Source organism: Kitasatospora sp. NPDC114501, assembly GCF_055633695.1.
On record NZ_JBVKDS010000005.1, the window covers coordinates 339,726 to 358,411 of the forward strand.

The 18,686-nt window shown below is 75.6% G+C and carries 22 protein-coding genes; 8 read left to right on the plus strand and 14 right to left on the minus strand.

Annotated features, from left to right (window positions below; translation table 11 throughout):
- Nucleotides 1–229 precede the first annotated feature (229 nt).
- From ACZ7RU_RS12535 to ACZ7RU_RS12565, 7 genes are all read right to left on the minus strand, one after another.
- Nucleotides 230–1,189 (minus strand): SDR family NAD(P)-dependent oxidoreductase, encoded by a 960-nt coding sequence (locus ACZ7RU_RS12535; protein WP_470340874.1) that lies wholly within the window; start codon nt 1,187–1,189, stop codon nt 230–232.
- 287 nt (nt 1,190–1,476) lie between these two features.
- Nucleotides 1,477–1,701: a holin gene (locus ACZ7RU_RS12540; RefSeq protein ID WP_470340875.1), complete on the minus strand. Its 225-nt coding sequence runs from the start codon at nt 1,699–1,701 to the stop codon at nt 1,477–1,479.
- A 575-nt stretch (nt 1,702–2,276) separates the two neighbouring features.
- Nucleotides 2,277–3,239, minus strand: coding sequence for a phosphatidylinositol-specific phospholipase C (locus ACZ7RU_RS12545; RefSeq protein ID WP_470340876.1), 963 nt, complete (start codon nt 3,237–3,239; stop codon nt 2,277–2,279).
- Nucleotides 3,240–3,350: 111 nt separating this feature from the next.
- Entirely contained in the window at nt 3,351–3,914 is a 564-nt protein-coding gene (locus tag ACZ7RU_RS12550) for an EF-hand domain-containing protein (protein WP_470340877.1), read from the minus strand.
- Nucleotides 3,915–4,874: 960 nt separating this feature from the next.
- On the minus strand, nt 4,875–4,952 hold the full coding sequence (locus ACZ7RU_RS12555; protein WP_464336931.1) for a hypothetical protein: 78 nt from the start codon (nt 4,950–4,952) through the stop codon (nt 4,875–4,877).
- Nucleotides 4,953–5,056: 104 nt separating this feature from the next.
- Complete coding sequence (locus tag ACZ7RU_RS12560) at nt 5,057–5,593, minus strand: cupin domain-containing protein (protein WP_470340878.1); 537 nt, start codon at nt 5,591–5,593, stop codon at nt 5,057–5,059.
- 117 nt (nt 5,594–5,710) lie between these two features.
- Nucleotides 5,711–6,172: a MarR family winged helix-turn-helix transcriptional regulator gene (locus tag ACZ7RU_RS12565; RefSeq protein ID WP_470340879.1), complete on the minus strand. Its 462-nt coding sequence runs from the start codon at nt 6,170–6,172 to the stop codon at nt 5,711–5,713.
- Nucleotides 6,173–6,297: 125 nt separating this feature from the next.
- Here ACZ7RU_RS12565 and ACZ7RU_RS12570 point away from each other — a divergent pair, with 125 nt between their 5' ends.
- Nucleotides 6,298–7,824 carry an alpha/beta hydrolase gene (locus ACZ7RU_RS12570; RefSeq protein ID WP_470340880.1) on the plus strand — a complete coding sequence of 509 codons (1,527 nt, stop codon included), beginning with the start codon at nt 6,298–6,300 and terminating at the stop codon, nt 7,822–7,824.
- Between the two features lie 21 nt (nt 7,825–7,845).
- On the opposite strand, the gene ACZ7RU_RS12575 is transcribed toward ACZ7RU_RS12570, so the two are convergent.
- Nucleotides 7,846–8,838, minus strand: coding sequence for an alpha/beta fold hydrolase (locus ACZ7RU_RS12575; protein WP_470340881.1), 993 nt, complete (start codon nt 8,836–8,838; stop codon nt 7,846–7,848).
- A 148-nt stretch (nt 8,839–8,986) separates the two neighbouring features.
- Between ACZ7RU_RS12575 and ACZ7RU_RS12580 the strand changes: the two genes are divergently transcribed.
- Complete coding sequence (locus ACZ7RU_RS12580) at nt 8,987–9,619, plus strand: helix-turn-helix domain-containing protein (RefSeq protein ID WP_470340882.1); 633 nt, start codon at nt 8,987–8,989, stop codon at nt 9,617–9,619.
- Nucleotides 9,620–9,633: 14 nt separating this feature from the next.
- On the opposite strand, the gene ACZ7RU_RS12585 is transcribed toward ACZ7RU_RS12580, so the two are convergent.
- Nucleotides 9,634–10,533, minus strand: a complete 900-nt coding sequence (locus tag ACZ7RU_RS12585) for a LysR family transcriptional regulator (RefSeq protein WP_470340883.1) — start codon at nt 10,531–10,533, stop codon at nt 9,634–9,636.
- Between the two features lie 65 nt (nt 10,534–10,598).
- Between ACZ7RU_RS12585 and ACZ7RU_RS12590 the strand changes: the two genes are divergently transcribed.
- Nucleotides 10,599–11,414, plus strand: coding sequence for an NAD(P)-dependent oxidoreductase (locus ACZ7RU_RS12590; protein WP_470340884.1), 816 nt, complete (start codon nt 10,599–10,601; stop codon nt 11,412–11,414).
- A 97-nt stretch (nt 11,415–11,511) separates the two neighbouring features.
- On the opposite strand, the gene ACZ7RU_RS12595 is transcribed toward ACZ7RU_RS12590, so the two are convergent.
- On the minus strand, nt 11,512–11,904 hold the full coding sequence (locus ACZ7RU_RS12595) for a RidA family protein (protein WP_470340885.1): 393 nt from the start codon (nt 11,902–11,904) through the stop codon (nt 11,512–11,514).
- Between the two features lie 168 nt (nt 11,905–12,072).
- Here ACZ7RU_RS12595 and ACZ7RU_RS12600 point away from each other — a divergent pair, with 168 nt between their 5' ends.
- The gene (locus ACZ7RU_RS12600; protein WP_470340886.1) at nt 12,073–13,353 is read left to right on the plus strand and encodes an FAD-dependent monooxygenase; all 1,281 of its coding nucleotides are present in this window, start codon (nt 12,073–12,075) and stop codon (nt 13,351–13,353) included.
- Between the two features lie 135 nt (nt 13,354–13,488).
- Here the strand turns inward: ACZ7RU_RS12600 and ACZ7RU_RS12605 are convergent, their stop codons facing one another.
- From ACZ7RU_RS12605 to ACZ7RU_RS12615, 3 genes are all read right to left on the minus strand, one after another.
- Nucleotides 13,489–13,677, minus strand: a complete 189-nt coding sequence (locus ACZ7RU_RS12605; RefSeq protein WP_470340958.1) for a superinfection immunity protein — start codon at nt 13,675–13,677, stop codon at nt 13,489–13,491.
- 251 nt (nt 13,678–13,928) lie between these two features.
- Nucleotides 13,929–14,345 carry a VOC family protein gene (locus tag ACZ7RU_RS12610; protein ID WP_470340887.1) on the minus strand — a complete coding sequence of 139 codons (417 nt, stop codon included), beginning with the start codon at nt 14,343–14,345 and terminating at the stop codon, nt 13,929–13,931.
- A 10-nt stretch (nt 14,346–14,355) separates the two neighbouring features.
- On the minus strand, nt 14,356–14,799 hold the full coding sequence (locus ACZ7RU_RS12615; protein WP_470340959.1) for a helix-turn-helix transcriptional regulator: 444 nt from the start codon (nt 14,797–14,799) through the stop codon (nt 14,356–14,358).
- A 158-nt stretch (nt 14,800–14,957) separates the two neighbouring features.
- Between ACZ7RU_RS12615 and ACZ7RU_RS12620 the strand changes: the two genes are divergently transcribed.
- From ACZ7RU_RS12620 to ACZ7RU_RS12635, 4 genes are all read left to right on the plus strand, one after another.
- Entirely contained in the window at nt 14,958–15,368 is a 411-nt protein-coding gene (locus ACZ7RU_RS12620; RefSeq protein WP_470340888.1) for a hypothetical protein, read from the plus strand.
- 83 nt (nt 15,369–15,451) lie between these two features.
- Complete coding sequence (locus tag ACZ7RU_RS12625; protein WP_470340889.1) at nt 15,452–16,135, plus strand: DUF6766 family protein; 684 nt, start codon at nt 15,452–15,454, stop codon at nt 16,133–16,135.
- Nucleotides 16,136–16,345: 210 nt separating this feature from the next.
- Nucleotides 16,346–16,924 (plus strand): carbonic anhydrase, encoded by a 579-nt coding sequence (locus ACZ7RU_RS12630; protein ID WP_387754900.1) that lies wholly within the window; start codon nt 16,346–16,348, stop codon nt 16,922–16,924.
- 198 nt (nt 16,925–17,122) lie between these two features.
- Nucleotides 17,123–17,755 carry a flavin reductase family protein gene (locus tag ACZ7RU_RS12635; protein ID WP_470340890.1) on the plus strand — a complete coding sequence of 211 codons (633 nt, stop codon included), beginning with the start codon at nt 17,123–17,125 and terminating at the stop codon, nt 17,753–17,755.
- A 58-nt stretch (nt 17,756–17,813) separates the two neighbouring features.
- Here the strand turns inward: ACZ7RU_RS12635 and ACZ7RU_RS12640 are convergent, their stop codons facing one another.
- Complete coding sequence (locus ACZ7RU_RS12640; RefSeq protein WP_470340891.1) at nt 17,814–18,404, minus strand: hypothetical protein; 591 nt, start codon at nt 18,402–18,404, stop codon at nt 17,814–17,816.
- Nucleotides 18,405–18,686 lie beyond the last annotated feature (282 nt).

Below are 18,686 nucleotides of genomic sequence, written 5' to 3' on the forward strand. Positions count from 1 at the left end.
CGGTCTCCGGGCTCAACCCGTCCTCCACCCTGTTCGGCACGGCTCGACCCGGCACGCCGCGCGCGGCGGCGGCGGGGCCCGGTTCGGCGGGGGCGGCGGCCAGGGTGCGGACGCGGCGGCGCGTCGCCGGGCGGCAGGAGCAGGGGCCGTAGTCCGGACGGTGGGCGTCGCGTCCGCCCGGGGCCGGGCAGTTGCCCGGGCCCGGGCGGCCGACGGGGCCCCGCCGGGCTCAGCGGGTGAACGTCAGGTCGTGGCCGGTCAGTTCGCAGCCCGCCGTCCACAGCCGGGCCGCGGTCGCGGTGTCGGTCAGGTGGTGCCAGAGGGGTTCGAGCCGGGGCGTGCCGCGCAGTCCGAACACCCGGGGGCTCCACATCTGGCCGCCGCGCACGTGCGGGTCGAGCACGGCCCGGACGGCGGGCCAGGCGGCGGCGTCCTTGCCCTGGACGACGAGCCCCAGCGGCAGGTTGCGCAGCCGCTCGCCGGTGGTGCGGACGTGGACGGGCGGGCGCGAGGGGGTGAGGGGGTCGAGCGCGCCGCCGGGGTGGACGAGCACGCTCAGGGTGGTGCTGGCGGCGGCGCGCAGGCGACGGTCGAGTTCGACGGCGAAGAGCATCTGGGCGAGCTTGGAGCGCGCGTAGGTGCGCTTGGGCCGGTAGTCGCGTGTGCTCTGGAGGTCGTCGAGGTCCAGGCGTTCGGATTTGGCGGCGAAGCTGCCCGTGGTGACGATCCGGCTGCCCGGGGTCGCCAGGAGCAGCGGCGCGAGGAGATGGGTGAGCGTGAAGTGGCCCAGGTGGTTGGTGGCGAACATCAGTTCGTGGCCGTGGCGGGTCTCGCGGCGCGGCGGGTGGTCGAGCGCCACGCCGGCGTTGTGGACGACCGCGTCGAGGCGGTCCAGTGCGAGGGCGTCCACGGAGGCCCGGAGCGAGGCGGGGTCGGCCAGGTCCAGGAGCAGGTGGCGCACCCTGGCGCCGGGGACGCGCGAGCCGATGGAGGCGAGCGCGGCTTGGGCCTTCGCCCGGTCGCGGCTGCCGAGGACGACCGTGGCGCCGGTGGCGGCGAGTTGCTCGGCGACGAAGTACCCGATGCCCGCGTTGCCGCCGGTGACCAGGACGTTCCTGCCCTCGGCGCGGGGCGGCCGGTGGACGTCCCACCGCGCGGCGGCCTGGGGTGCGGGGGGTGTGGAGGGCATGGCGGTTCCCGGAGCTCGGAGCGGTGTGGTGGCGGGCGCGACCGCGCGGCACGGCCGGTCACGCCCGGTCCCCACCGTCCCGGGGGCCGCTCACACCCCACCGTCAGATCACCGTCCCCGCTGACAGCCGGCCGACACCGTCCCCGCCGGGAGGCCGCGGGACGGCGGTCGGGCCGACGTCCCGCGCACGGCGGTCGGGCAGGTCCCGGGTTCGGCGCCGGCCCCGCGCCGGGGTGCGGCGGGCACGGGGCCGCGCCGTCACGGCTCCTGGTGGCGGGCCGGGCCGGTCACTCGCGGCCGCGGGCCAGCAGGGCGGCCGAGTGCGGGTCGCCGACGCGGGTGGCCACCGCGCCCTTGACCACGGTCAGCGCGGCGGGCAGGGCCGCCAGCGCCGCCGCCTTGAGCGCGCTGACCGACGTCAGGTCGAAGCCGTCGGCCAGCAGGAGGCCGAGGAACGCCGTGGCGTACGTGGCGACGGTGCGCTCGACCAAGTCGATGATGAGCTTCCGCATGATCAGGACTCCTTCGTGGTGGAGGCGGTGAGGGGCACGGTCACGGGGCGCCCGGGTGGGGGCGGTTCGTCGAGTCGGGGGGTCCGCCGCTCCGCCGGACGGCCGGGCCGGGCCCGCCCGGGCGGCGAGAACCGGCGAAGGGTCGACGGAGGGCCGGCGGAAGGCCGGTGGAAGGGTCGTCTGAGGGTCGACGCAGGGCCGGCGAAGGGTCGGCGGGAGGTCGGTGCGCGACGGTCGCGCGGGACGGTGGGGTCGGCGGTCGGCGGTCGGAGGGCATGCGGCAGGCGCCGTCGGGGAGTTGCCGCCCTGATGTACACGTTCGGGCCGCCGGATCCGACGACGGCCTCGGCGGGCATCCGAAGAAATCCGGTCTCCGGGGCCGGGGGCGGCGGCGGTCTTCGCCCGCACCGGCGTCGCGGCGCCCGCCGACAACGCCGCGCAGCGCCGGTCGGCTGACCGGCGCTGCGGGGTCGGGCGGTTCGGGCTCGACCACGGGGGCCCGCATCGCCGCTGTGCGCCGCCGTCTTCGGGCTCCTACCGGGCCCGGGCCGGGGCGGCGTCCGGCTCGGGCCCGGTCAGAGCCCGAAGTTCCAGTCGACCATCATCTGCAGCAGGTCCTTGCGCTCGTCCACGAAGTCCATCGCGATCACGCCGTAGTGCGCGCGCTGGGAGATGCGCGGCGTCAGGTAGTCCTGGATGGAGGGGTTGACGACCTTGGCGATCTTGTACGGGGTCTCCGGGAAGCTGCTGGAGCTGGCGAAGTGGATGTACAGCTTGCCGTCGTTCTGGCCGTAGAAGGCGGTGTCCAGTCCTTCCCTGACCCGCTGGACCTTGCGGCTGGACCCGTCGCTCCAGGCGTCCTGGAGCCAGATCCGGGAACCGTCCCCCCACTGCAGGGGGTCGTAGCGCCCGTCGCCCCAGGTGAAGTCCGACATGATGGGGATGATCTTGCCGCGCACCTGGCCCAGGGTGGGCAGGCCGCCGGGCAGCGAGCCGGCCCGGGGCAGCCAGAACCACGGCCGGTAGCCGCCCTTGCCGTCCCTGCCGTCCATGTAGTAGTTGAAGATCTCGCTGAAGTGGTAGTCCTGGCCCTCGGTGTACTCCTTCTTGATCCGCATGATGATCGTCTCGCGGGGGTTCGCCTTCAGGAAGTCGATGCACAGGTTCACCACGTCACCGAAGTTGATCTTCTGGTAGATCTTGTCGTGGTGGATGGTGAAGACGTCGCCCATCACCCGGCAGCGGATGTCGACGAAGCGCACCCCCGCCTGGAGCTGCTGGGGGATGCGCCACTCCTGGCACTGGGCGAAGCCGAAGGCGCCGCCGTCGTAGAGCGCGCACGTCTCGTGGGTGCCGGGGATCGTGAGCTGGGACAGCTTCACGTTGTCGCCCAGCAGCGACATCCACCGGTCGGTGGGGCGGTGGACGAGGTGGTCCGGGGCGGCGGAGGCCAGGGCGCCCGAGCCGGCGACGCCCAGCGCCCCGGTGGTGGCCGCGAGCGCCGCGCCCCTGAGCAGGGTCCTACGGTTGATCGGCATGCAAGAAACCTCCGGCACCGGGCCCTGGTGGTGATCGGGCGTCGTCTTCCCTTTCCGACTCCAACGGGCTTTCGCCCGGGCCCGGTTCACGCCCGCGACCGGCCCGGCGGGCTACTCCGGCCGGAGGGGGTGTTCGCCCGTCCACCAGTTTCCGGGGGCCTGCGGGTCGCGGCTGGTCCAGTACTCGAGGACCGCGCCGACGAACTCCTCGCGGGACAGCGTGCCGTCGCCGTCGCGGTCCAGGTGCCGGAAGGCGACGTCCACCCGGTCGCGGCCGAGGGAGGGGAAGTGGGCCCGGTGGAAGGCGCGGAACTCCTCGGCGTCGACCGTGCCGTCACCGTCGGCGTCGGCGACGGAGAGGAAGACCTCGGCGAGGCGGCCGATGGTCGCGGCGGCGGCCCGCGGGTCGTCGGCCAGGGTCAGGGTGGAGGCGATGAAGTCGTCGCGGGTGATCTCCTGCGCGCCGCCGGCGCGGGGCAGGTGGAGGTCGCGCCAGATGCCGACGTAGGCGTCGATCATCCTGCGCTCGGCGTCGGAGCCCCGCGCGTACCCGAGGGCGTCGGCGCCGGCCCGGCCCATGAGGACGTGGTCGTGTTCGGTGAGGAGGCCGTCGCCGTCGGCGTCCAGGTGGTCGAAGCCGAGGGCGATCTTCGTGGTCAGCAGGTCGTCGTTCAAGGGGAACCCTCTCCGGTGACGGGGCGTGGGACGGTCGCGATCAGCATCGCGCAGCCGCCCGCGCGGCGCGGGCACGCCGCGCGGACGGCGGCGAAAGGGCTCCGCAACCGCTCCGGCACGCAGGGCAGTTGGGTACGGGAGCGGATTGCCGGGGTGTGGGCGCAGACGCGCGTGCGACCCGGGAGGACCCCTGCCGGTGATGAAGCCGTGGAAGGACCTGGCGACGGGCCTCGCCCTCCCTCGTCGTCCTGCCGGCGGGCCCGGTCGTCGCCGGCGCGCAGTCGCCGGCGGCGCAGCACCGGCCCACCGGGCGGCGAAAGCTCGAGCCGGCCGGCTCACCGCGCGCGGGCGGCCCGGGCGGCGGAGCGCGAGCGGATCCGGGGGCTGGTCGGGGCGCCGGGGGGGCGGAGGGGGTCGGGCACGTGCTGACCCAGGTCCTGGACCAGTCCGCCCGCCCGGCCTTCCACGGCCTGGACCACCCCTGGCACACGCTGCTGGTCTGCCGGATCCACGCCCGCGCCTACTTCGTCGTGCGGGAGGACGTCCTCGACGTGCTGCCCCGGATCGCGGCGGGCGTGGCCGAGTGGCAGGCCCACGGGCAGGGGCCGGTCCCGCACGGGAGCCTGGACCAGGCGCTGCGCCGGTACCGCGAGGGCGGCGTGGACGCGAACGGTCCACGGATGGACTCCCCCTGCCCGGCCGGCCCCGGCGCGCGGACGGGCGGGGCGTGGGCCTGGAGCCGGCCTCCGGCGGCGGACTGGGCCGACTACTGCCGGTACCGCGCGGTGGCGCGCGGCGGCTTCGCGGGGCGCGGGCGGCTCGGAGCGCGGGCCCGGGCCGGCGGGGGCCGGGGCCCGGGTGCGCAGGGGCCGGGGGGGAGGGCTAGGCGCGGCGGGCGGGCGGGCGCGCCCGGACGGCCTGCTGGGCCCGTCCGGGCGCCCTCACCCGTTCAGCCGCTGGTCAGCACTGGGGCCGGCGGCCGTGGTTGGCCCCGCGCCTGGCCCTGGCCTTCTTCTTGCGGCGGCGCTTCGACGACATGGCCACTCCTTTCGCAACCGGGACACCCCCCGGGCTACCACCGTTCCACACCCGGGCGGCCCCGGCCCGTCGAGCGCCCGGCCCGTCGAGTGGCGTCGCGGCTGTCAGGCGGCGTCGCCCGCCAGGGCCGCGCGCCAGGGCGGGCTGTCCACGTAGTGGTTGTCGAAGCGCTCCGCCGAGGCGGCGATCGCGCCGGGGTCGCTCTCGCCGCGCATGACGCTGCCCAGCAGGCGCAGGTAGTCGAAGCGCTCCATTCCGGGGGTGAACACGCACAGCACGTCGGCCTCGGCGCCGGGGGCGGCGGCGAAGGCGTGCGGGGTGTGCGGGGGCACGGCCAGGAAGTCGCCCGCGCCGAGCACGGTGACCTCCTCGCCGACGAGCACCCGCAGCGAGCCGCCGATGACGAAGAACAGCTCCCACGCCCGGGTGTGGAAGTGCGCGGGCGCCCCGGCGGCCCCGGCGGCGAAGGTGGAGCGGTAGACGGTGAAACCGCCCTCCGCCGGGGCGGAGTCGGCCAGCAGCGTCATGGTGGCGCTCGGGTCGGCGCAGGTCTCCGCCTCGGCGCAGCGGGTCAGCACGGGGGCGGGGGCGGCGGCAGTGGCGGTGGCGGTGGCGGTGGTGGTGTTCCTCGTCGTCGTCATGTGTCCAACCTACGGCCGGAAAGACCCATGATCAGGTGGCAATCGGCGACCGTTTCCATGGGTCAATTTCTCCCTTCGCACCGCCTGCGGGCCGCCGCCCCGGCACCGGCGGGGCCGTCAGTCGGGCAGGTTCCCGTTGCCGCCCATGTTCGCCACCACGCGGCGCAGCACGTTGATCGTGGTCACGAACTCGTCGGTGCCGACGCCCTCGTGGGCGCGCTCGATGACCTTCCGGTTGCGGTCGTGGGCGCGCAGGCGGCCGGCTTCGCCCTCCTCGGTCAGGGTGAGTCCCCCGTCGGTGTCCTCGGTCAGCCAGCCGCGGGCGATCAGGTCGTCGAAGACGGTGTCGAAGGCGGTGTCCTGGTGGTCGTAGGGGGCGAGCCGCTCGGCCAGGGTCGCGCGGGTCCACCCGCCGGGGCGGCCGGAGGCGTGGTTGAGCGTCCACCAGTGGGGCTGGGTGAGGCCTTCCACCGCCAGCTGCTCGCGCAGGCCTCCCACCACCAGGTGGTAGACCTGGCCGGTCCACGCCCCGATCGGCTGGGCGGCGATGACCTGCGGTTCGTACGTCGTGATCGTCATGTCCGGTGCTCCCTCGACTGGTCGTCGGTACGCGGTCGACGGTAGGACCTCAAGTCGGCTTGAGGTCAAGGCGGTTCGGGGAGCCGGCCCGCCCGCGTGCTCAACTCCCTTCTAGGCTGGCTGACATGAAGACCGCCCCGGCGTTCGCCGCCGCCCTCGCCGTCTCCGCTGCCGCCGCGCTCACCGCAGCCGCCCCAGCCTCCTCGCTCCCCCCGGCCCCCTCCGCCTCCGTCCCCGCCTCCGCCGACCCGCTGGAGCGCTTCCGCCGCCAGCCGCTCGCCTGGTCCCCCTGCCGGGACCCGCGGTTGGCGGCCGCCGGCACCGAGTGCGCGGCCCTGAGCGTCCCGCTGGACTACCGCGAGCCGCGGGGCCGCACCCTGTCGCTGGCGGTGTCCCGGATCAGGGCCGCCGACCAGGCCGGGCGCCGGGGCGTCCTGCAGACCAACCCCGGCGGGCCCGGCAACCGCGGGCTGGACATGCCGGCCGCGCTGCGCGAGCGGCTGGCGCCCGAGGCGGCGGCGGGGTACGACATCGTCGGCATGGACACCCGCGGGGTGGGTGCCAGCGGCGGCCTGGACTGCGGTCTGACGCGCGGCAGCTGGCTGCGCTCGGTGGGCACCTCCGCGGCCGGGTTCGCGCAGAGCCTGCGGCTGGCGAAGGCCGACGCGGACGCCTGCTGGAACAAGTACCCGGACCTGCTGCCCCACCTGACGACTCGCAACATCGCCCGGGACGTCGACGTGCTGCGCGCCGCGCTGGGCGAGCGGCGGACGTCCTTCTTCGGGCAGTCCTACGGCGCGCTGCTGGGCGCGGTGTACGCGCAGTTGTTCCCGCAGCGCGTCGACCGGCTGGTGCTGGACAGCGCCCTCGACCCGGCCCGGTACGGCGTGCGGACCGTCCAGGACATGGCGGAGCCCAACGAGCGGGCCCTGGACGACTTCGCCGCCTGGGCCGCGCCGCGTGACGCCGCCTACCGCCTGGGCGCCACCCCGGCGGCGGTGCGGGCCACCGTGGAGGCCCTGGTGCGCCGGGCGGAGGCGGCGCCGATCGCCGTCGACGGGTTCCGGCTCGACGGCGCGCTGCTGCCGGTGCTGCTCGCGGTCTGCCAGAGCGACGACCGCGACAGCGCCCTCTACGCGGACGTGCTGCGCCAGTTGCTGGACGCCGCCGACGGCCGGCCGGTGCGGGTGAGCCCGGTGCTGCACGAGCTGCTGACCGTCGTCCTCGACCCGGGCCCGGCCGGCGGCGCCGACCTCGCGGCCGCGCTCGGCATCCTGTGCGGCGACACGGCGATGCCGCGCCCGGCCCGGTGGTACCGCGAGGCCGTCGAGCGCTCCCGCACCAGCCGGCCGGTGTTCGGCCCGGTCTACAACGGCCCCGTCCCGTGCGCGTTCTGGCGCGGCGCCCCGCTGGAGCCGCCCGTCGAGGTCCGCACCCCGGTCCCCGCCCTCCAGCTCCACGCCACCGGCGACACCCACGCCGTCTACCAGGGCGCCCTGGCGCTGCACGCCCGGCTGTCCGGCTCCCGCCTGGTCACCGTGCCGGGCCGGGTCCACACCCTCTACCTCAACGCCTACGACGCGTGCGCCGACCGGGCCGTCGACACCTACCTGTCGACGGGGGCGCTGCCGGCCGCCGACACCACCTGCTGAGCGCGGGCGCCGCTTCGTCGGCTACCCCGGGGGCCGGGGCACCGAGAGCGTCGCGAGCCAGGAGGTGAGCAGGCGGTTGACCTCCCGGGGGCGTTCCTGCTGGACCCAGTGGCCGCAGCCGTCCAGGAGGTGGGAGGAGGCCAGGGCGGGGAGGGTGGCCCGGTGGGCGGCGATCGCGTCGGCCATCCAGGTGGTGGTGGCGTCCAGGGCGCCGCCGATGAACAGGGACGGCTGGGTGAGGGGGGATCCGTTCAGGTCGGCGAGGTCCGCCCAGTCGCGGTCCATGTTCCGGTAGCGGTTGAGTGCCCCGGTCAGGCCGGTGCGCTCGAACTCCCCGGCGTAGTGGTCGAGATCGGCTTCGGTGAGCCAGGAGGGCAGCCGGCCCCGGGGGAACCGTTCGCGCAGGGTGCCGCCGGGGCCGACGAAGTGCGGGTCGGGCCGGTCCGGGGCCGGCATGGTGTCGGCCGACAGAGCCGCGTAGAAGCCCGCGAGCCAGCCCCGGACGTCGGGCTCGATCTCGGCCTCGGCGCGGCCCGGTTCCTGGAAGTAGGAGACGTAGAACTCCTGGTCCCCGCCCATCCGCGCGAGGACCTCGCCGGGGCGGGGGCCGCCGGGCGGGGTGTACGGGACGCCGAGCAGGCCCACCGCGTGGAAGACCTCGGGGTGGAGCAGGGCGGAGGCGGCCGCGATGTTCGCGCCCCAGTCGTGCCCGACGATCACCGCCGTCCGCTCGCCCAGGGCCTGCACCAGGGCGAGGTTGTCCTCCACCAGGGCGCGCATCCGGTACTCCCGGGTCGCGGACGGCCTGGCGGACCGGCCGTAGCCGCGCACGTCCGGGGCGACCGCGCGGTATCCGGCCGCCGCGAGGGCCGGAAGCTGGTGGCGCCAGGAGTACCAGGTCTCGGGGAAGCCGTGGACGAGCAGGACCAGCGGTCCGGCGCCCTGTTCGACCAGGTGCAGGCCTCCAGCGGGGGCGTCGACGGTGTGGTGGCGCGGTCGGCTCGGCTCGGTCATGGAGGCTCCTCGGGGTCCGGTGGCCGTGGTTGCGCACCGATCATGCGGCGCGGCGGCCCGGGGATGCGAACGGCCTTGACGTTTTGGCAAACTCGCAGGACACCGGGCCGTGTTCGGGGCCCCGGCCGGAGAGGGAGGGGGAGGCGCGATGGCCGACGAGGAGGTCGCCGGCGCGCTGGGCGCCGTCGGGCCCCGGCTGCGGGCCGTACGGGAGCGGCGCGGCCACACCCTCACCGGGGCCAGCCGCGCGGCCGGCGTCAGCCCCAGCACGCTGTCGCGGGTCGAGAACGGCCGGCGCAAGCCGAACCTGGAACTGCTGCTGCACCTGGCGAAGGCCTACGGCGTCTCGCTGGACGAGCTCGTCGCCACCGCGCCCCCCGCGCCCCCCGCACCCGCCGGGCCCGAGGAGGCGCTCCGGCCCCCGCCCCACCGGCCTGCGCCGCACCGGACGGCGGACGGCAAGGAGGTGCTGCCGCTGACCCGGTACGTCGGCGGCGTGCACGCCCACAAGCACGTCCTGCCCGCCCCCGACGGCCCGCCGGCGCGGCCCCGGCAGAGGACGCACGAGGGGTACGAGTGGCTGTGCGTGCTCTCCGGCCGGCTGTGGCTGGCGCTCGGCGAGCACGACCTGGTCCTCACGGCCGGGGAGGTCGCCGAGTTCGACACCCGCACCCCGCACGGCCTCGCCAACGCCGGGCCCGGCGCACCGGCCGAGTACCTGGTCGTGTTCGGGCCGCAGGGCGAGCGCCTGCGCCCGCGCGTACGGCCGGCGGCCGGCTGAGGGGCCCGCCCCGGCTACCGGGGCCCCTGCCCCGCCGCCTCCTTCAGGAACGCCTCGAAGGCCTCCACCGCCGGGGGGACCCGCCGGCCGCGCAGGGTGACGGTGTGCACCTGCCTCACCGGGGTGTCGTCCGGGTGCAGCGGGACGAGGGCGACGCCGGGGCGGCTGACCCGGGCGGCCAGGGAGGGGATGAGGGTGGCGCCCAGTCCGGCGGCGACCAGGCCGAGTTTGGCGGTCCAGGCGGCGACGGCGTACTCGATGCGGGGCTGGAAGCCGCTGCGGACGCAGGCGGCGAGGAGGGTGGACTCGGCGTGGCGCCTGGCGGCGATCCACGGTTCGTCGGCGAGTTCGGCCAGTCGCAGGCGGCGGCGCCGGGCCAGGCGGTGGCCGCGCGGGAGGGCGACCAGCACCGGGTCCGCCATCAGCGGGCGGAAGTCGAACTGCTCGCCGTGGTCGTCGGGTTCGGTGTACGAGGCGACCAGGGCGAGATCGATCGCCCCGTCGGTCAGCAGGTCCAGCAGGTGCGCGGTCAGCCCCTCGGTGAGGCTGATCGCCACGCCCGGGTGGGCGGCGCGGAAGGCGGCGAGGGCGCCGGGGACGAGGGCGGCGTTGGCGCTGTCGAAGGCGCCCACCCGCAGCCGCCCGGCGGTGAGTTCGGTGAGGGCGACCAGGTCGCGCCGGGTGGTGTCGAGCCGTTCCAGCATCGCCTCGGCGTGCGGCAGCAGCGCCCGGCCGTGCTCGGTCAGCCGCACCCCGCGCGCCAGCCGGTCGAACAGCTGGGTGCCCAACTCGCCCTCCAGGGTGGCGATCTGACGGGAGATCGCGGACTGGGTGAAGCCCAGCCGCTCCCCGGCGGCGGTGAAGGAGCCCAGGTGCGCGACGGTGCGGAAGACGTCCAGCCAAGCCATGTCCATCCCGCATGAGTACCATGCGGGACATTCGTTTGTCGCCTGGCTCCCGGCTGCCTAGCGTGGTGGCCATGAAGAAGATCGCCTTCCTGGGACTGGGCCGGATGGGCCTGCCGATGGCCCGCCGACTCGCCGCCGCCGGCCACCCGTTGACCGTCTGGAACCGCTCCCCCGGCCGCGCCGGGGGCCTCCCCGGGGCCACCGAGGCCGCCACCGCGGCCGAGGCCGTACGCGGCGCGGACGTCGTCGTCACCATGCTGTCCGACCCGGCGGCCGTCACCGAGGTGGCCGGGCAGTTCACGGCGGAGCTCGCGCCGGGCACGCTGTGGATCGACATGTCCTCGATCGGCCCGCGGGCCACCGCCGCTCTGCGCGCGCAACTGCCCGACGGCGTCGCCCTGGTGGACGCCCCGGTGGTCGGCAGCGTGGGCCCGGCGGCCACCGGCGACCTGGCGGTGTTCGCCGGCGGCGAGGACGCCGACCTGGACCGCGCGCAGCCCGTCCTGGAGCGGCTGGGCCGGGTGCGGCGCTGCGGCGGCCCGGGATCGGGCGCGGCGCTGAAGGTGGTGGTGATCGGCGCGATCGTCGCCTGCGTCACCGCCCTGGGCGAAGCCCTCGCGGTGGCCGAGGAGTCGGGTGTGCCGCAGGAGCAGGTGCGGGAGGTGCTGTCGGTCGGGCCGCTCGCGGGGGTGGTGGCCCGGGCGCACGGCACGGAGGCGGACTTCCCGGTGCGGCTGGCCGCCAAGGACCTCGCCCTGGCGGGCGGCGGCCCGGTGCTGGCGGCGGCCCGCGAGGTGCTGCTGGCGGACCCGTCGATCGCCGAGGAGGACCTGTCGGCGGTGGTCGGGTCGCTGCGCCGGGCGGCGCGGGCCGCGGCGGCGGCCTGACCTCCCGGCACGCCGCCGCGGCCGCCCCGGTGCGGCACCGGGGCGGGCGCGGCGTCGCGCGGACGGCGGCGTGCGGGCGGCGGCCCGCCCCCGGGCCCTAGCCGAGGACCGCGTCCACCTCGATCTCCACCAGCCACCGCTCGTCGATGAAGCGCGACACCTCCACGAAGGTGGTGGCCGGGCGGATCTGCGCGAAGCGCTCGCCGTGGGCGCGCGCGGCCTCCCGCCACCGGCTCATGTCGGTGAGCATGATGCGGGTCCGCACGACGTCCGTGAGGGTGGCGCCCGCCTCCCGCAGGGCGGCCTCGGCGATGTCCAGGCAGCGGACGGTCTGGGCGTGGACGTCGCCCTGGCCGACCGTCGTGCCGTCCTCGCCGATCGGGGCGGTGCCCGCCACCGCGATGTGGTTGCCCTTGCGCACGGCGCGGGAGAAGCCGATCCGCGGTTCGAGGGGCGAGCCGGAACTGACTGTCTGTCGAGTGCTCTCCATCGCCCCATGGTGCCGCACTAGTGCACCGGCCGGGCCGTCTGCCTGCGCGAACGCCCCCGCGTGCCGTCCGGGCCGCCCCGAAGCACCTCACCGCACTAGTGCACCATTGCCAAATAGCCCCAGCCCAGAGCTTGTTGACGTCGATGCGTACGGCGTACATTCGGTGGCATGGAACACCTGGACCGCACCCCGGACACCGACGTCCTCGTCTCCGGCGCCGGCATCGCCGGCCCCGCCCTCGCCTACTGGCTGCGCCGCCACGGCTTCACCCCCACCGTCGTCGAGCGCGCCCCGGGCCCGCGCCCCGGCGGGCAGGCCGTCGACCTGCGCGGTGCCGGGCGCACCGTGATCGAGCGGATGGGCCTGATGGAGCGGGCCCGCGCGCTGTGCGTCGAGCAGCACGGCATGGTCCTGGTCGACCGGCGCGGGCGCACCACCGCCCGGATACCCGTCGACATGTTCGGCGGCGAGGGCATCGTCTCCGAGGTCGAGATCCTCCGCGGCGACCTCGCCGACCTGCTGCGCGAGGCCACCGACGGCGTCGAGTACCTCTGGGACGACACCGTCACCGCGCTCGACCAGGACGCCGACGGCGTCAGCGTCACCTTCGAGAACGCCCCCGCCCGCCGCTTCGCCCTGGTCGTCGGCGCGGACGGACTGCACTCCGCCGTCCGCCGCCTCGCCTTCCCCGCCGACCACGGCTCCGGCCACGGCTCCGCCGGCGGCCCCGGCAGCCGTCCCGGAGCCGCCCACTACCGCCCCCTCGGCGGCTACCACGCCTGGTTCACCGTCCACGACCCGGCCCTCGCCCGCGCCCTGGACGGCTGGTTCCTGATGTACAACGCCCCCGGCGGCCTGGTCGCCGGCGCCCGCCCCGGCCGGCTGCCCGGCGAGGTCAAGGCCTCCCTCGGCCTGCGCTGCGCGCCCCTGGCGTACGACCGCCGCGACACCGCCGCCCAGCGGCGCCTGCTCGCCGAGCGCTTCGCCGGCGCCGGCTGGGAGGTCGACCGGCTGCTCGCCGGGATGCGCACCGCCGAGGACTTCGCCTTCGACTCCTTCGGCCAGATCCACCTCGACCGCTACAGCCGCCACCGCGTCGCCCTGCTCGGCGACGCCGGCTACAGCCCCAGCCCCCTGACCGGCCTCGGCACCAGCCTCGCCCTGGTCGGCGCCTACCTGCTGGCCGGCGAACTCGCCGCCGCCGCGGGCGACTTCCGCGCCGCCTTCACCCGCTACGAGGAGCTGATGCGCCCCTACGCGGCCCGCGCCCAGGAGCTGCCGCCCGGCGGCCTGAACGGCTACGCCCCCGACAGCGCCCTGATGATCCGCCTGCGCGCCGCCTCCATGCGCTGGATGGGCCGCTGGCCGCTGCGCCCCGTCCTGGCCGCCCAGTTCGCCAAGGCCGGCGGCATCACCCTGCCCGACTACCCGCTGCCCGCCCTCGCCTGACGCCCCGCCCACCATGCGGGGGCCCGGAGCGTCGGCCGGGGGTCGGCGGGCCGCTCACCCGGGCGGCGCGCGCATTCGACGTGATCGTGTGGTGGCGCTTCGACCGCGCGGTTCGGGTCCGGGGGCGGGCCCGGACTACCCGTGGGAACGCGGCGGCCCGCTCCGGGCCGCCATGGCCAACGCAACGATCCAGCCGAGCACCGTCCATCCGAGAAAGACGTTGACCACTACGACCGACCCCCGGTTCGGGACACTTCGCACGATCGCGACGACTGCCGGTACGAAGTACAGCAGCGCGACGACGAGCGCCAGCGGCACAAGCACGTTCAAACTCACAAGTCCCCCCCGGCTGAACGTTGGTTGACACCCTCTCTATCCCGTCCGCCGCGGCCTGTCCAGACGTTGCGCTTCGCCGGGGCGGTGGCGTGACGACCCTCGCCGCCGCCGAGGAGCCCGCGTGCGGCGGCCGCCGCCCCGGGCCGGGCGACGGAGCCCGGAGGGCAACGCGTCCTGCCTGCCGCGCCGCCGGCTCCCGCCCGTCTGAGCCCCCGCCCCCGCGGCCGCCTCGTGGGCGGCTACCGGGTGCGCGGCTGGTTGAAGCGCAGCATGTTGCCCGACGGGTCGCGGAAGGCGCAGTCGCGCACCCCGTAGGGCTGGTCCATCGGCTCCTGGAGGACCTCGGCGCCGGCTTCGCGCAGCCGCTCGAAGGTGGCGTCGCAGTCGTCGGTGCGGAAGATGACGCCGCGCAGCAGGCCCTTGGCGAGGAGTTCGGCGGCGGCCCGGCGGTCGTTCTCGGAGGCGTGCGGGTCGGCCAGCGGGGGCTCCAGGACGATCTCCACGCCGGGCTGGTCGGGCGAGCCGACGGTGACCCAGCGCATGCCCTCGAAGCCGACGTCGTTGCGCACCTCGAAGCCGAGGACGTCGCGGTAGAAGGCGAGCGCCCGGTCGTGGTCGTCGACGGCGATGAAGCACTGCGCGAGTTCGATGCTCATGCCGGTCACGCTACCGTTCGCCGCCCCCGGTGCCCGCGCTGCCACTGCTGTCCTTGGCCTGCGTGTGCCGCGCCGGGCGGGTGCGGATCTTGGCGATGCACGCCGGGATCGCCGCGCCCTGCTCGTGGTCGCCGGCCCGGTAGGCGCTGGGGCTCTGCCCGACCAGTTCGGTGAAGCGGGTGCTGAAGGAGCCCAGCGAGGTACAGCCCACCTCCATGCACACCTCGGTCACGCTCAGGTCCCCGCGCCGCAGCAGCGCCTTGGCCCGCTCGATCCGGCGGGTCATGAGGTAGCTGTACGGGGTCTCGCCGTAGGCGGCGCGGAAGCTGCGCGAGAAGTGGCCGGAGGACATCAGCGCGGTGCGGGCCAGCGCCGGCACGTCCAGCGGCTGCGCGTACTCGCGGTCCATCCGGTCCCGGGCCCGGCGCAGCCGTACGAGGTCGTCGAGCGGCAGCCGGGGGGAGGAAGAGGCGGCGGAAGAGGAGGAGGGCGGCACACCGGCCACCGTACCGAGCGCCGCCGACAGACGCCGTCTCCCGCCCCGGTACGGGGAGCGCGCCCGTCCGGCCGCGCCTCCTTGGCCCGGCGCCGCCGGCGTGCTGCCCTGGGGGGATGACGCTGCGGATGCGGTGGGTGCGGGCGGCGGGCGTCGCCGCCCTGGTCGGCCTTGCGGGCTGCGGCCGGGTGGATCGGCGCGAGGACGCGGCGGCGGCCGTGGCGGCCGGGTTCGAGGACGCCGCGGGACGTTCGGACGCCGCGGCGGTCTGCCGGACGCTCGCGCCCGCCACGCGCGAGGAGCTGGAGGACCAGGAGATGAAGGACTGCGAGGCGGCCCTGGCCGGCGTCGACCTGCCCGCGGGCGGGCCGGTGCGGCGCGTGGACGTGTTCGGGCGGCAGGCCCGCGTGGTGCTGGAGGGCGACACCCTCTTCCTGTCCGCGTTCCCGGGCGGCTGGAAGGTCACCGCGGCGGGCTGCAAGCCTCGCGACCGGCGCCCGTACCAGTGCGGGATCAAGGGAGCGTGAGGGATGCGGAGCCTGTTCGTCCTGTGCATCGTCACCGTCGTCGGCGGCCTCGCCTACTTCACCGCGATCGGAGCGCTGCAACGGTGAACCGGACCACACGGTTCCTGAGGGACAACGGCCTCACCCTCGCCTTCGGCACGGCCTTCCTGCTCGCCCTCGCCGGGCAGGCCGCTACCGGCCGCGCCGACCTCAACAACCAGCTCGTCGCCGCCGGCCTCCAGCCACTGGACGTGGCCGGCTACCTCACCGGTTCCGACTTCGCCGTCGACGTGACCGAGAACTGGCAGTCGGAGTACCTGCAGTTCTTCCTCTACATCTTCGGCACCGTCTGGCTCCTGCAACGCGGATCCCCCGAGTCCAAGGAGATGGACAAGGCCGGGACGGAGTCGGACCGCGAACAGAAGATCGGCCCGCACGCCACCGCGGACTCACCCGCCTGGGCCAGAGCACGGGGACTGCGCCTGCGCTTCTACTCCCGGTCCCTGGGCATCGTGATGGCCGCGTTCTTCCTCGGCTCCTGGACGTCCCAGTCGATCACGGGCTGGTCCGCCTACAACGCCGAACAGCTGCGCGACCTACAGGCACCGGTGCGCTGGGGCCAGTACGTGCTGTCCGCCGACTTCTGGAACCGCACCCTGCAGAACTGGCAGTCCGAACTCCTCGCGGTCGCGTCCATGGCCATCCTCTCCGTGTACCTGCGCCAGCGCGGCTCACCCGAGTCCAAACCGGTCGGCGCCGCACACACCTCCACCGGCATCGAGGGCTGACACGGGCCGCACACCCGGCAGCACCCCGCCGGTACCGACGGGTCGTGGGGGCCGTGGGGCCGTCCGGCCCTTGACCCAGGGCTGCGGACCCCACCTGCGGCGATCTAGGGTGCTGGCATGATCTCCACACCGATAACCAGCCCTGAGCCCGGCCCGCTCGACGGCCCGACGGACGACTTCCTGACCGATCCCGCCCAGGCACTGCGGGTGATGATGCAGGGCAACGCCCGGTTCGTCGCGGGCAACCCCGAGCACCCCAACCAGGACGCCGGGCGCCGCGCGGCGCTCGCCCCGGCGCAGCGGCCCTTCGCGGTGCTGTTCGGCTGTTCGGACTCCCGGCTGGCCGCCGAGATCATCTTCGACCGGGGCCTGGGCGACCTGTTCGTGGTGCGCACCGCCGGGCACGTCACCGGCGCGGAGGCGCTGGGCAGCATCGAGTACGGGGTGAGCGTGCTGGACTGCCCGCTGGTGGTGGTGCTCGGGCACGACTCCTGCGGTGCGGTGGCGGCGGCGCTGGACTCCCTGGAGCAGGGGCAGCTGCCGGGCGGCTTCGTCCGGGACGTGGTGGAGCGGGTGACCCCGAGCGTGCTGTCCGCCAGGGCGGCGGGCATCGAGGACCGCGACGGGATCGTGGACGAGCACATCCGCCAGACCGTGGACCTGCTGGTGGAGCGCTCGCAGGCGCTGGCCGCGCGGATCGCCGAGGGGAAGGTGGCCGTGGTGGGCCTGTCCTACCGGCTGCGCGACGGCCGGGCCCGGCTGGTCTCCGCCCGGGGGCCGGTGGGCTGACGGCGGGGTCGGTCCGTCCTCGGGAACCGGACGGGCCCGTGAACCGGGCCTCGGGGACCGGACGGCCTCGGAACGCGATGTCCGATCACCGCCAGCGCCCCCGCACGGGCGGGGGCAGAGTCGGTGACCGGCGGCGATTCGCGTCTTCCGGGGTCGCCGCGTTCCCGCGTTTCCGAGTTTCCGAGGACGGCAGTTCCCGTGCACAAGGTCATCGATCTGAAGGTCCTGTACTTCGGCACCCCCGTGGTGCTGATCGGCTCCCGCAACGAGGACGGCAGCGCCAACCTCATGCCGATGTCCTCGGCGTGGTGGCTGGGGCAGTCGTGCGTGCTGGGCCTGGGCGACAGCTCCCAGACCTCCGCCAACCTGCGGCGCGAGGGCGAGTGCGTACTGAACCTGCCCTCCTCCGCGCAGGTGGACGCCGTGGACGCCCTCGCGCTGCTGACCGCCAATCCGCGGATCGCCGAGTACCGGCTCGAGCAGGGCTACCGCCACGAGCGGCGCAAGTTCGCCGCCGCCGGCCTGACCGAGCTGCCCGGCGAGCTGGTGAGGGCGCCGCGCGCCGCCGAGTGCCCGGTGCAGCTGGAGTGCCGGGTGGAGGCGGCGACGCCGCTGGCGGGCGGCGGCCGCACCGCCTTCGAGGTGACGGTGGTGCGCGCCCACGTCGAGGAGGGCCTGCTGGTGCCGGGCAGCGACCACTACGTCGACCCGGTCGGCTGGGACCCGCTGATCATGAAGTTCTGCGAGTTCTTCGGCGACGGGCGGCGCCTGTCGCCCTCCCGCCTCGCCGAGGGCTGGCAGATGCCGGGGCGGCTGCCCGCCACCGTGTGACGTCCGCCCGCCCCGGCGTGCCGCTCACCGCCGTCCGCTCAGCGCGCTGCGCCCCCGGTCACGGGGCGACCGTGGTCCCGCAGGAGTCGCACACCCGGGTCGCGGGCAGTTCCAGGAAGCAGCTCGGGCAGATCGCCGGGGGGCGCGGCGGGGCGGTGGCGGCGGCCTTGCGCTCGACCGAGGCGCGCAGGCGCGGGGCCAGGGCGGGCGTGCCGCCGTCGGCGGGCAGGTCGGCGCCGAAGTGCCGGTAGCAGGCCAGGCGGGCGGCGGCCGCGTGCTGCTCGCGGTCCATCTCGGCGGCCACCGGGGGCTGTCCGGCCACCGCCAGCACCTCCTGGTAGCCGGGGCCGACCCGGCCGTCGGTGGCGTGCACCACCAGGGCGGTCAGGGGTGGGTCGCCGCGCCGGTGCGCCTCGCGGATCACCAGGGACAGCACCTTGCCGATCCAGTGCCGCTGGTGGATCCGGGTGCGCACCCCGGAGGCCTCCTGGACCGCCTCGGCCAGGTCCGCGTAGCTGATCACCGCGTGGTAGCGGCGTGCCACCTCGACCAGGGCGGGGTAGGCCGCCCTGGTCCACACGATGTGCGCCTGGCCGGCGCTGACCGCCGAACCGTCCGACGCCCGCCAGTAGCTGTGCTGCTCGGTCATCCGCCCGCCCCTGCCCGTCTTCTCCGTCTTGTTCGTGTCCGTTCCCCCGCAGGCCCCCGCCGGGAGCGAGGCTACCGGGCGCCGGAGCGGCGCTCTCGGGCGGGGCCCGCCTGCGGCCGGGCTTGACTTCAAGTGCTGTTGAAGTCGTGGAATGGGTGCCGACCGCAGCCGTACGGGCACCGCGGTCGATGCCCCGCCCGTACGGAACCCGTACCGGGGCCGGGGCCGCCTTCTTCCTGATCGTGCCGGAGGCGGCCCCGGCTCCCGGGACGCCCCGCCACC

Coding starts and splice junctions, on each gene's coding strand:
- ACZ7RU_RS12535 (WP_470340874.1), bottom strand. CDS start 1,189: ATGCCCTCCACACCCCCCGCACCCCAGGCCGCCGCGCGGTGGGACGTC.
- ACZ7RU_RS12540 (WP_470340875.1), bottom strand. CDS start 1,701: ATGCGGAAGCTCATCATCGACTTGGTCGAGCGCACCGTCGCCACGTAC.
- ACZ7RU_RS12545 (WP_470340876.1), bottom strand. CDS start 3,239: ATGCCGATCAACCGTAGGACCCTGCTCAGGGGCGCGGCGCTCGCGGCC.
- ACZ7RU_RS12555 (WP_464336931.1), bottom strand. CDS start 4,952: ATGTCGTCGAAGCGCCGCCGCAAGAAGAAGGCCAGGGCCAGGCGCGGG.
- ACZ7RU_RS12560 (WP_470340878.1), bottom strand. CDS start 5,593: ATGACGACGACGAGGAACACCACCACCGCCACCGCCACCGCCACTGCC.
- ACZ7RU_RS12565 (WP_470340879.1), bottom strand. CDS start 6,172: ATGACGATCACGACGTACGAACCGCAGGTCATCGCCGCCCAGCCGATC.
- ACZ7RU_RS12570 (WP_470340880.1), top strand. CDS start 6,298: ATGAAGACCGCCCCGGCGTTCGCCGCCGCCCTCGCCGTCTCCGCTGCC.
- ACZ7RU_RS12575 (WP_470340881.1), bottom strand. CDS start 8,838: ATGACCGAGCCGAGCCGACCGCGCCACCACACCGTCGACGCCCCCGCT.
- ACZ7RU_RS12580 (WP_470340882.1), top strand. CDS start 8,987: ATGGCCGACGAGGAGGTCGCCGGCGCGCTGGGCGCCGTCGGGCCCCGG.
- ACZ7RU_RS12585 (WP_470340883.1), bottom strand. CDS start 10,533: ATGGACATGGCTTGGCTGGACGTCTTCCGCACCGTCGCGCACCTGGGC.
- ACZ7RU_RS12590 (WP_470340884.1), top strand. CDS start 10,599: ATGAAGAAGATCGCCTTCCTGGGACTGGGCCGGATGGGCCTGCCGATG.
- ACZ7RU_RS12595 (WP_470340885.1), bottom strand. CDS start 11,904: ATGGAGAGCACTCGACAGACAGTCAGTTCCGGCTCGCCCCTCGAACCG.
- ACZ7RU_RS12600 (WP_470340886.1), top strand. CDS start 12,073: ATGGAACACCTGGACCGCACCCCGGACACCGACGTCCTCGTCTCCGGC.
- ACZ7RU_RS12610 (WP_470340887.1), bottom strand. CDS start 14,345: ATGAGCATCGAACTCGCGCAGTGCTTCATCGCCGTCGACGACCACGAC.
- ACZ7RU_RS12620 (WP_470340888.1), top strand. CDS start 14,958: ATGACGCTGCGGATGCGGTGGGTGCGGGCGGCGGGCGTCGCCGCCCTG.
- ACZ7RU_RS12630 (WP_387754900.1), top strand. CDS start 16,346: ATGATGCAGGGCAACGCCCGGTTCGTCGCGGGCAACCCCGAGCACCCC.
- ACZ7RU_RS12640 (WP_470340891.1), bottom strand. CDS start 18,404: ATGACCGAGCAGCACAGCTACTGGCGGGCGTCGGACGGTTCGGCGGTC.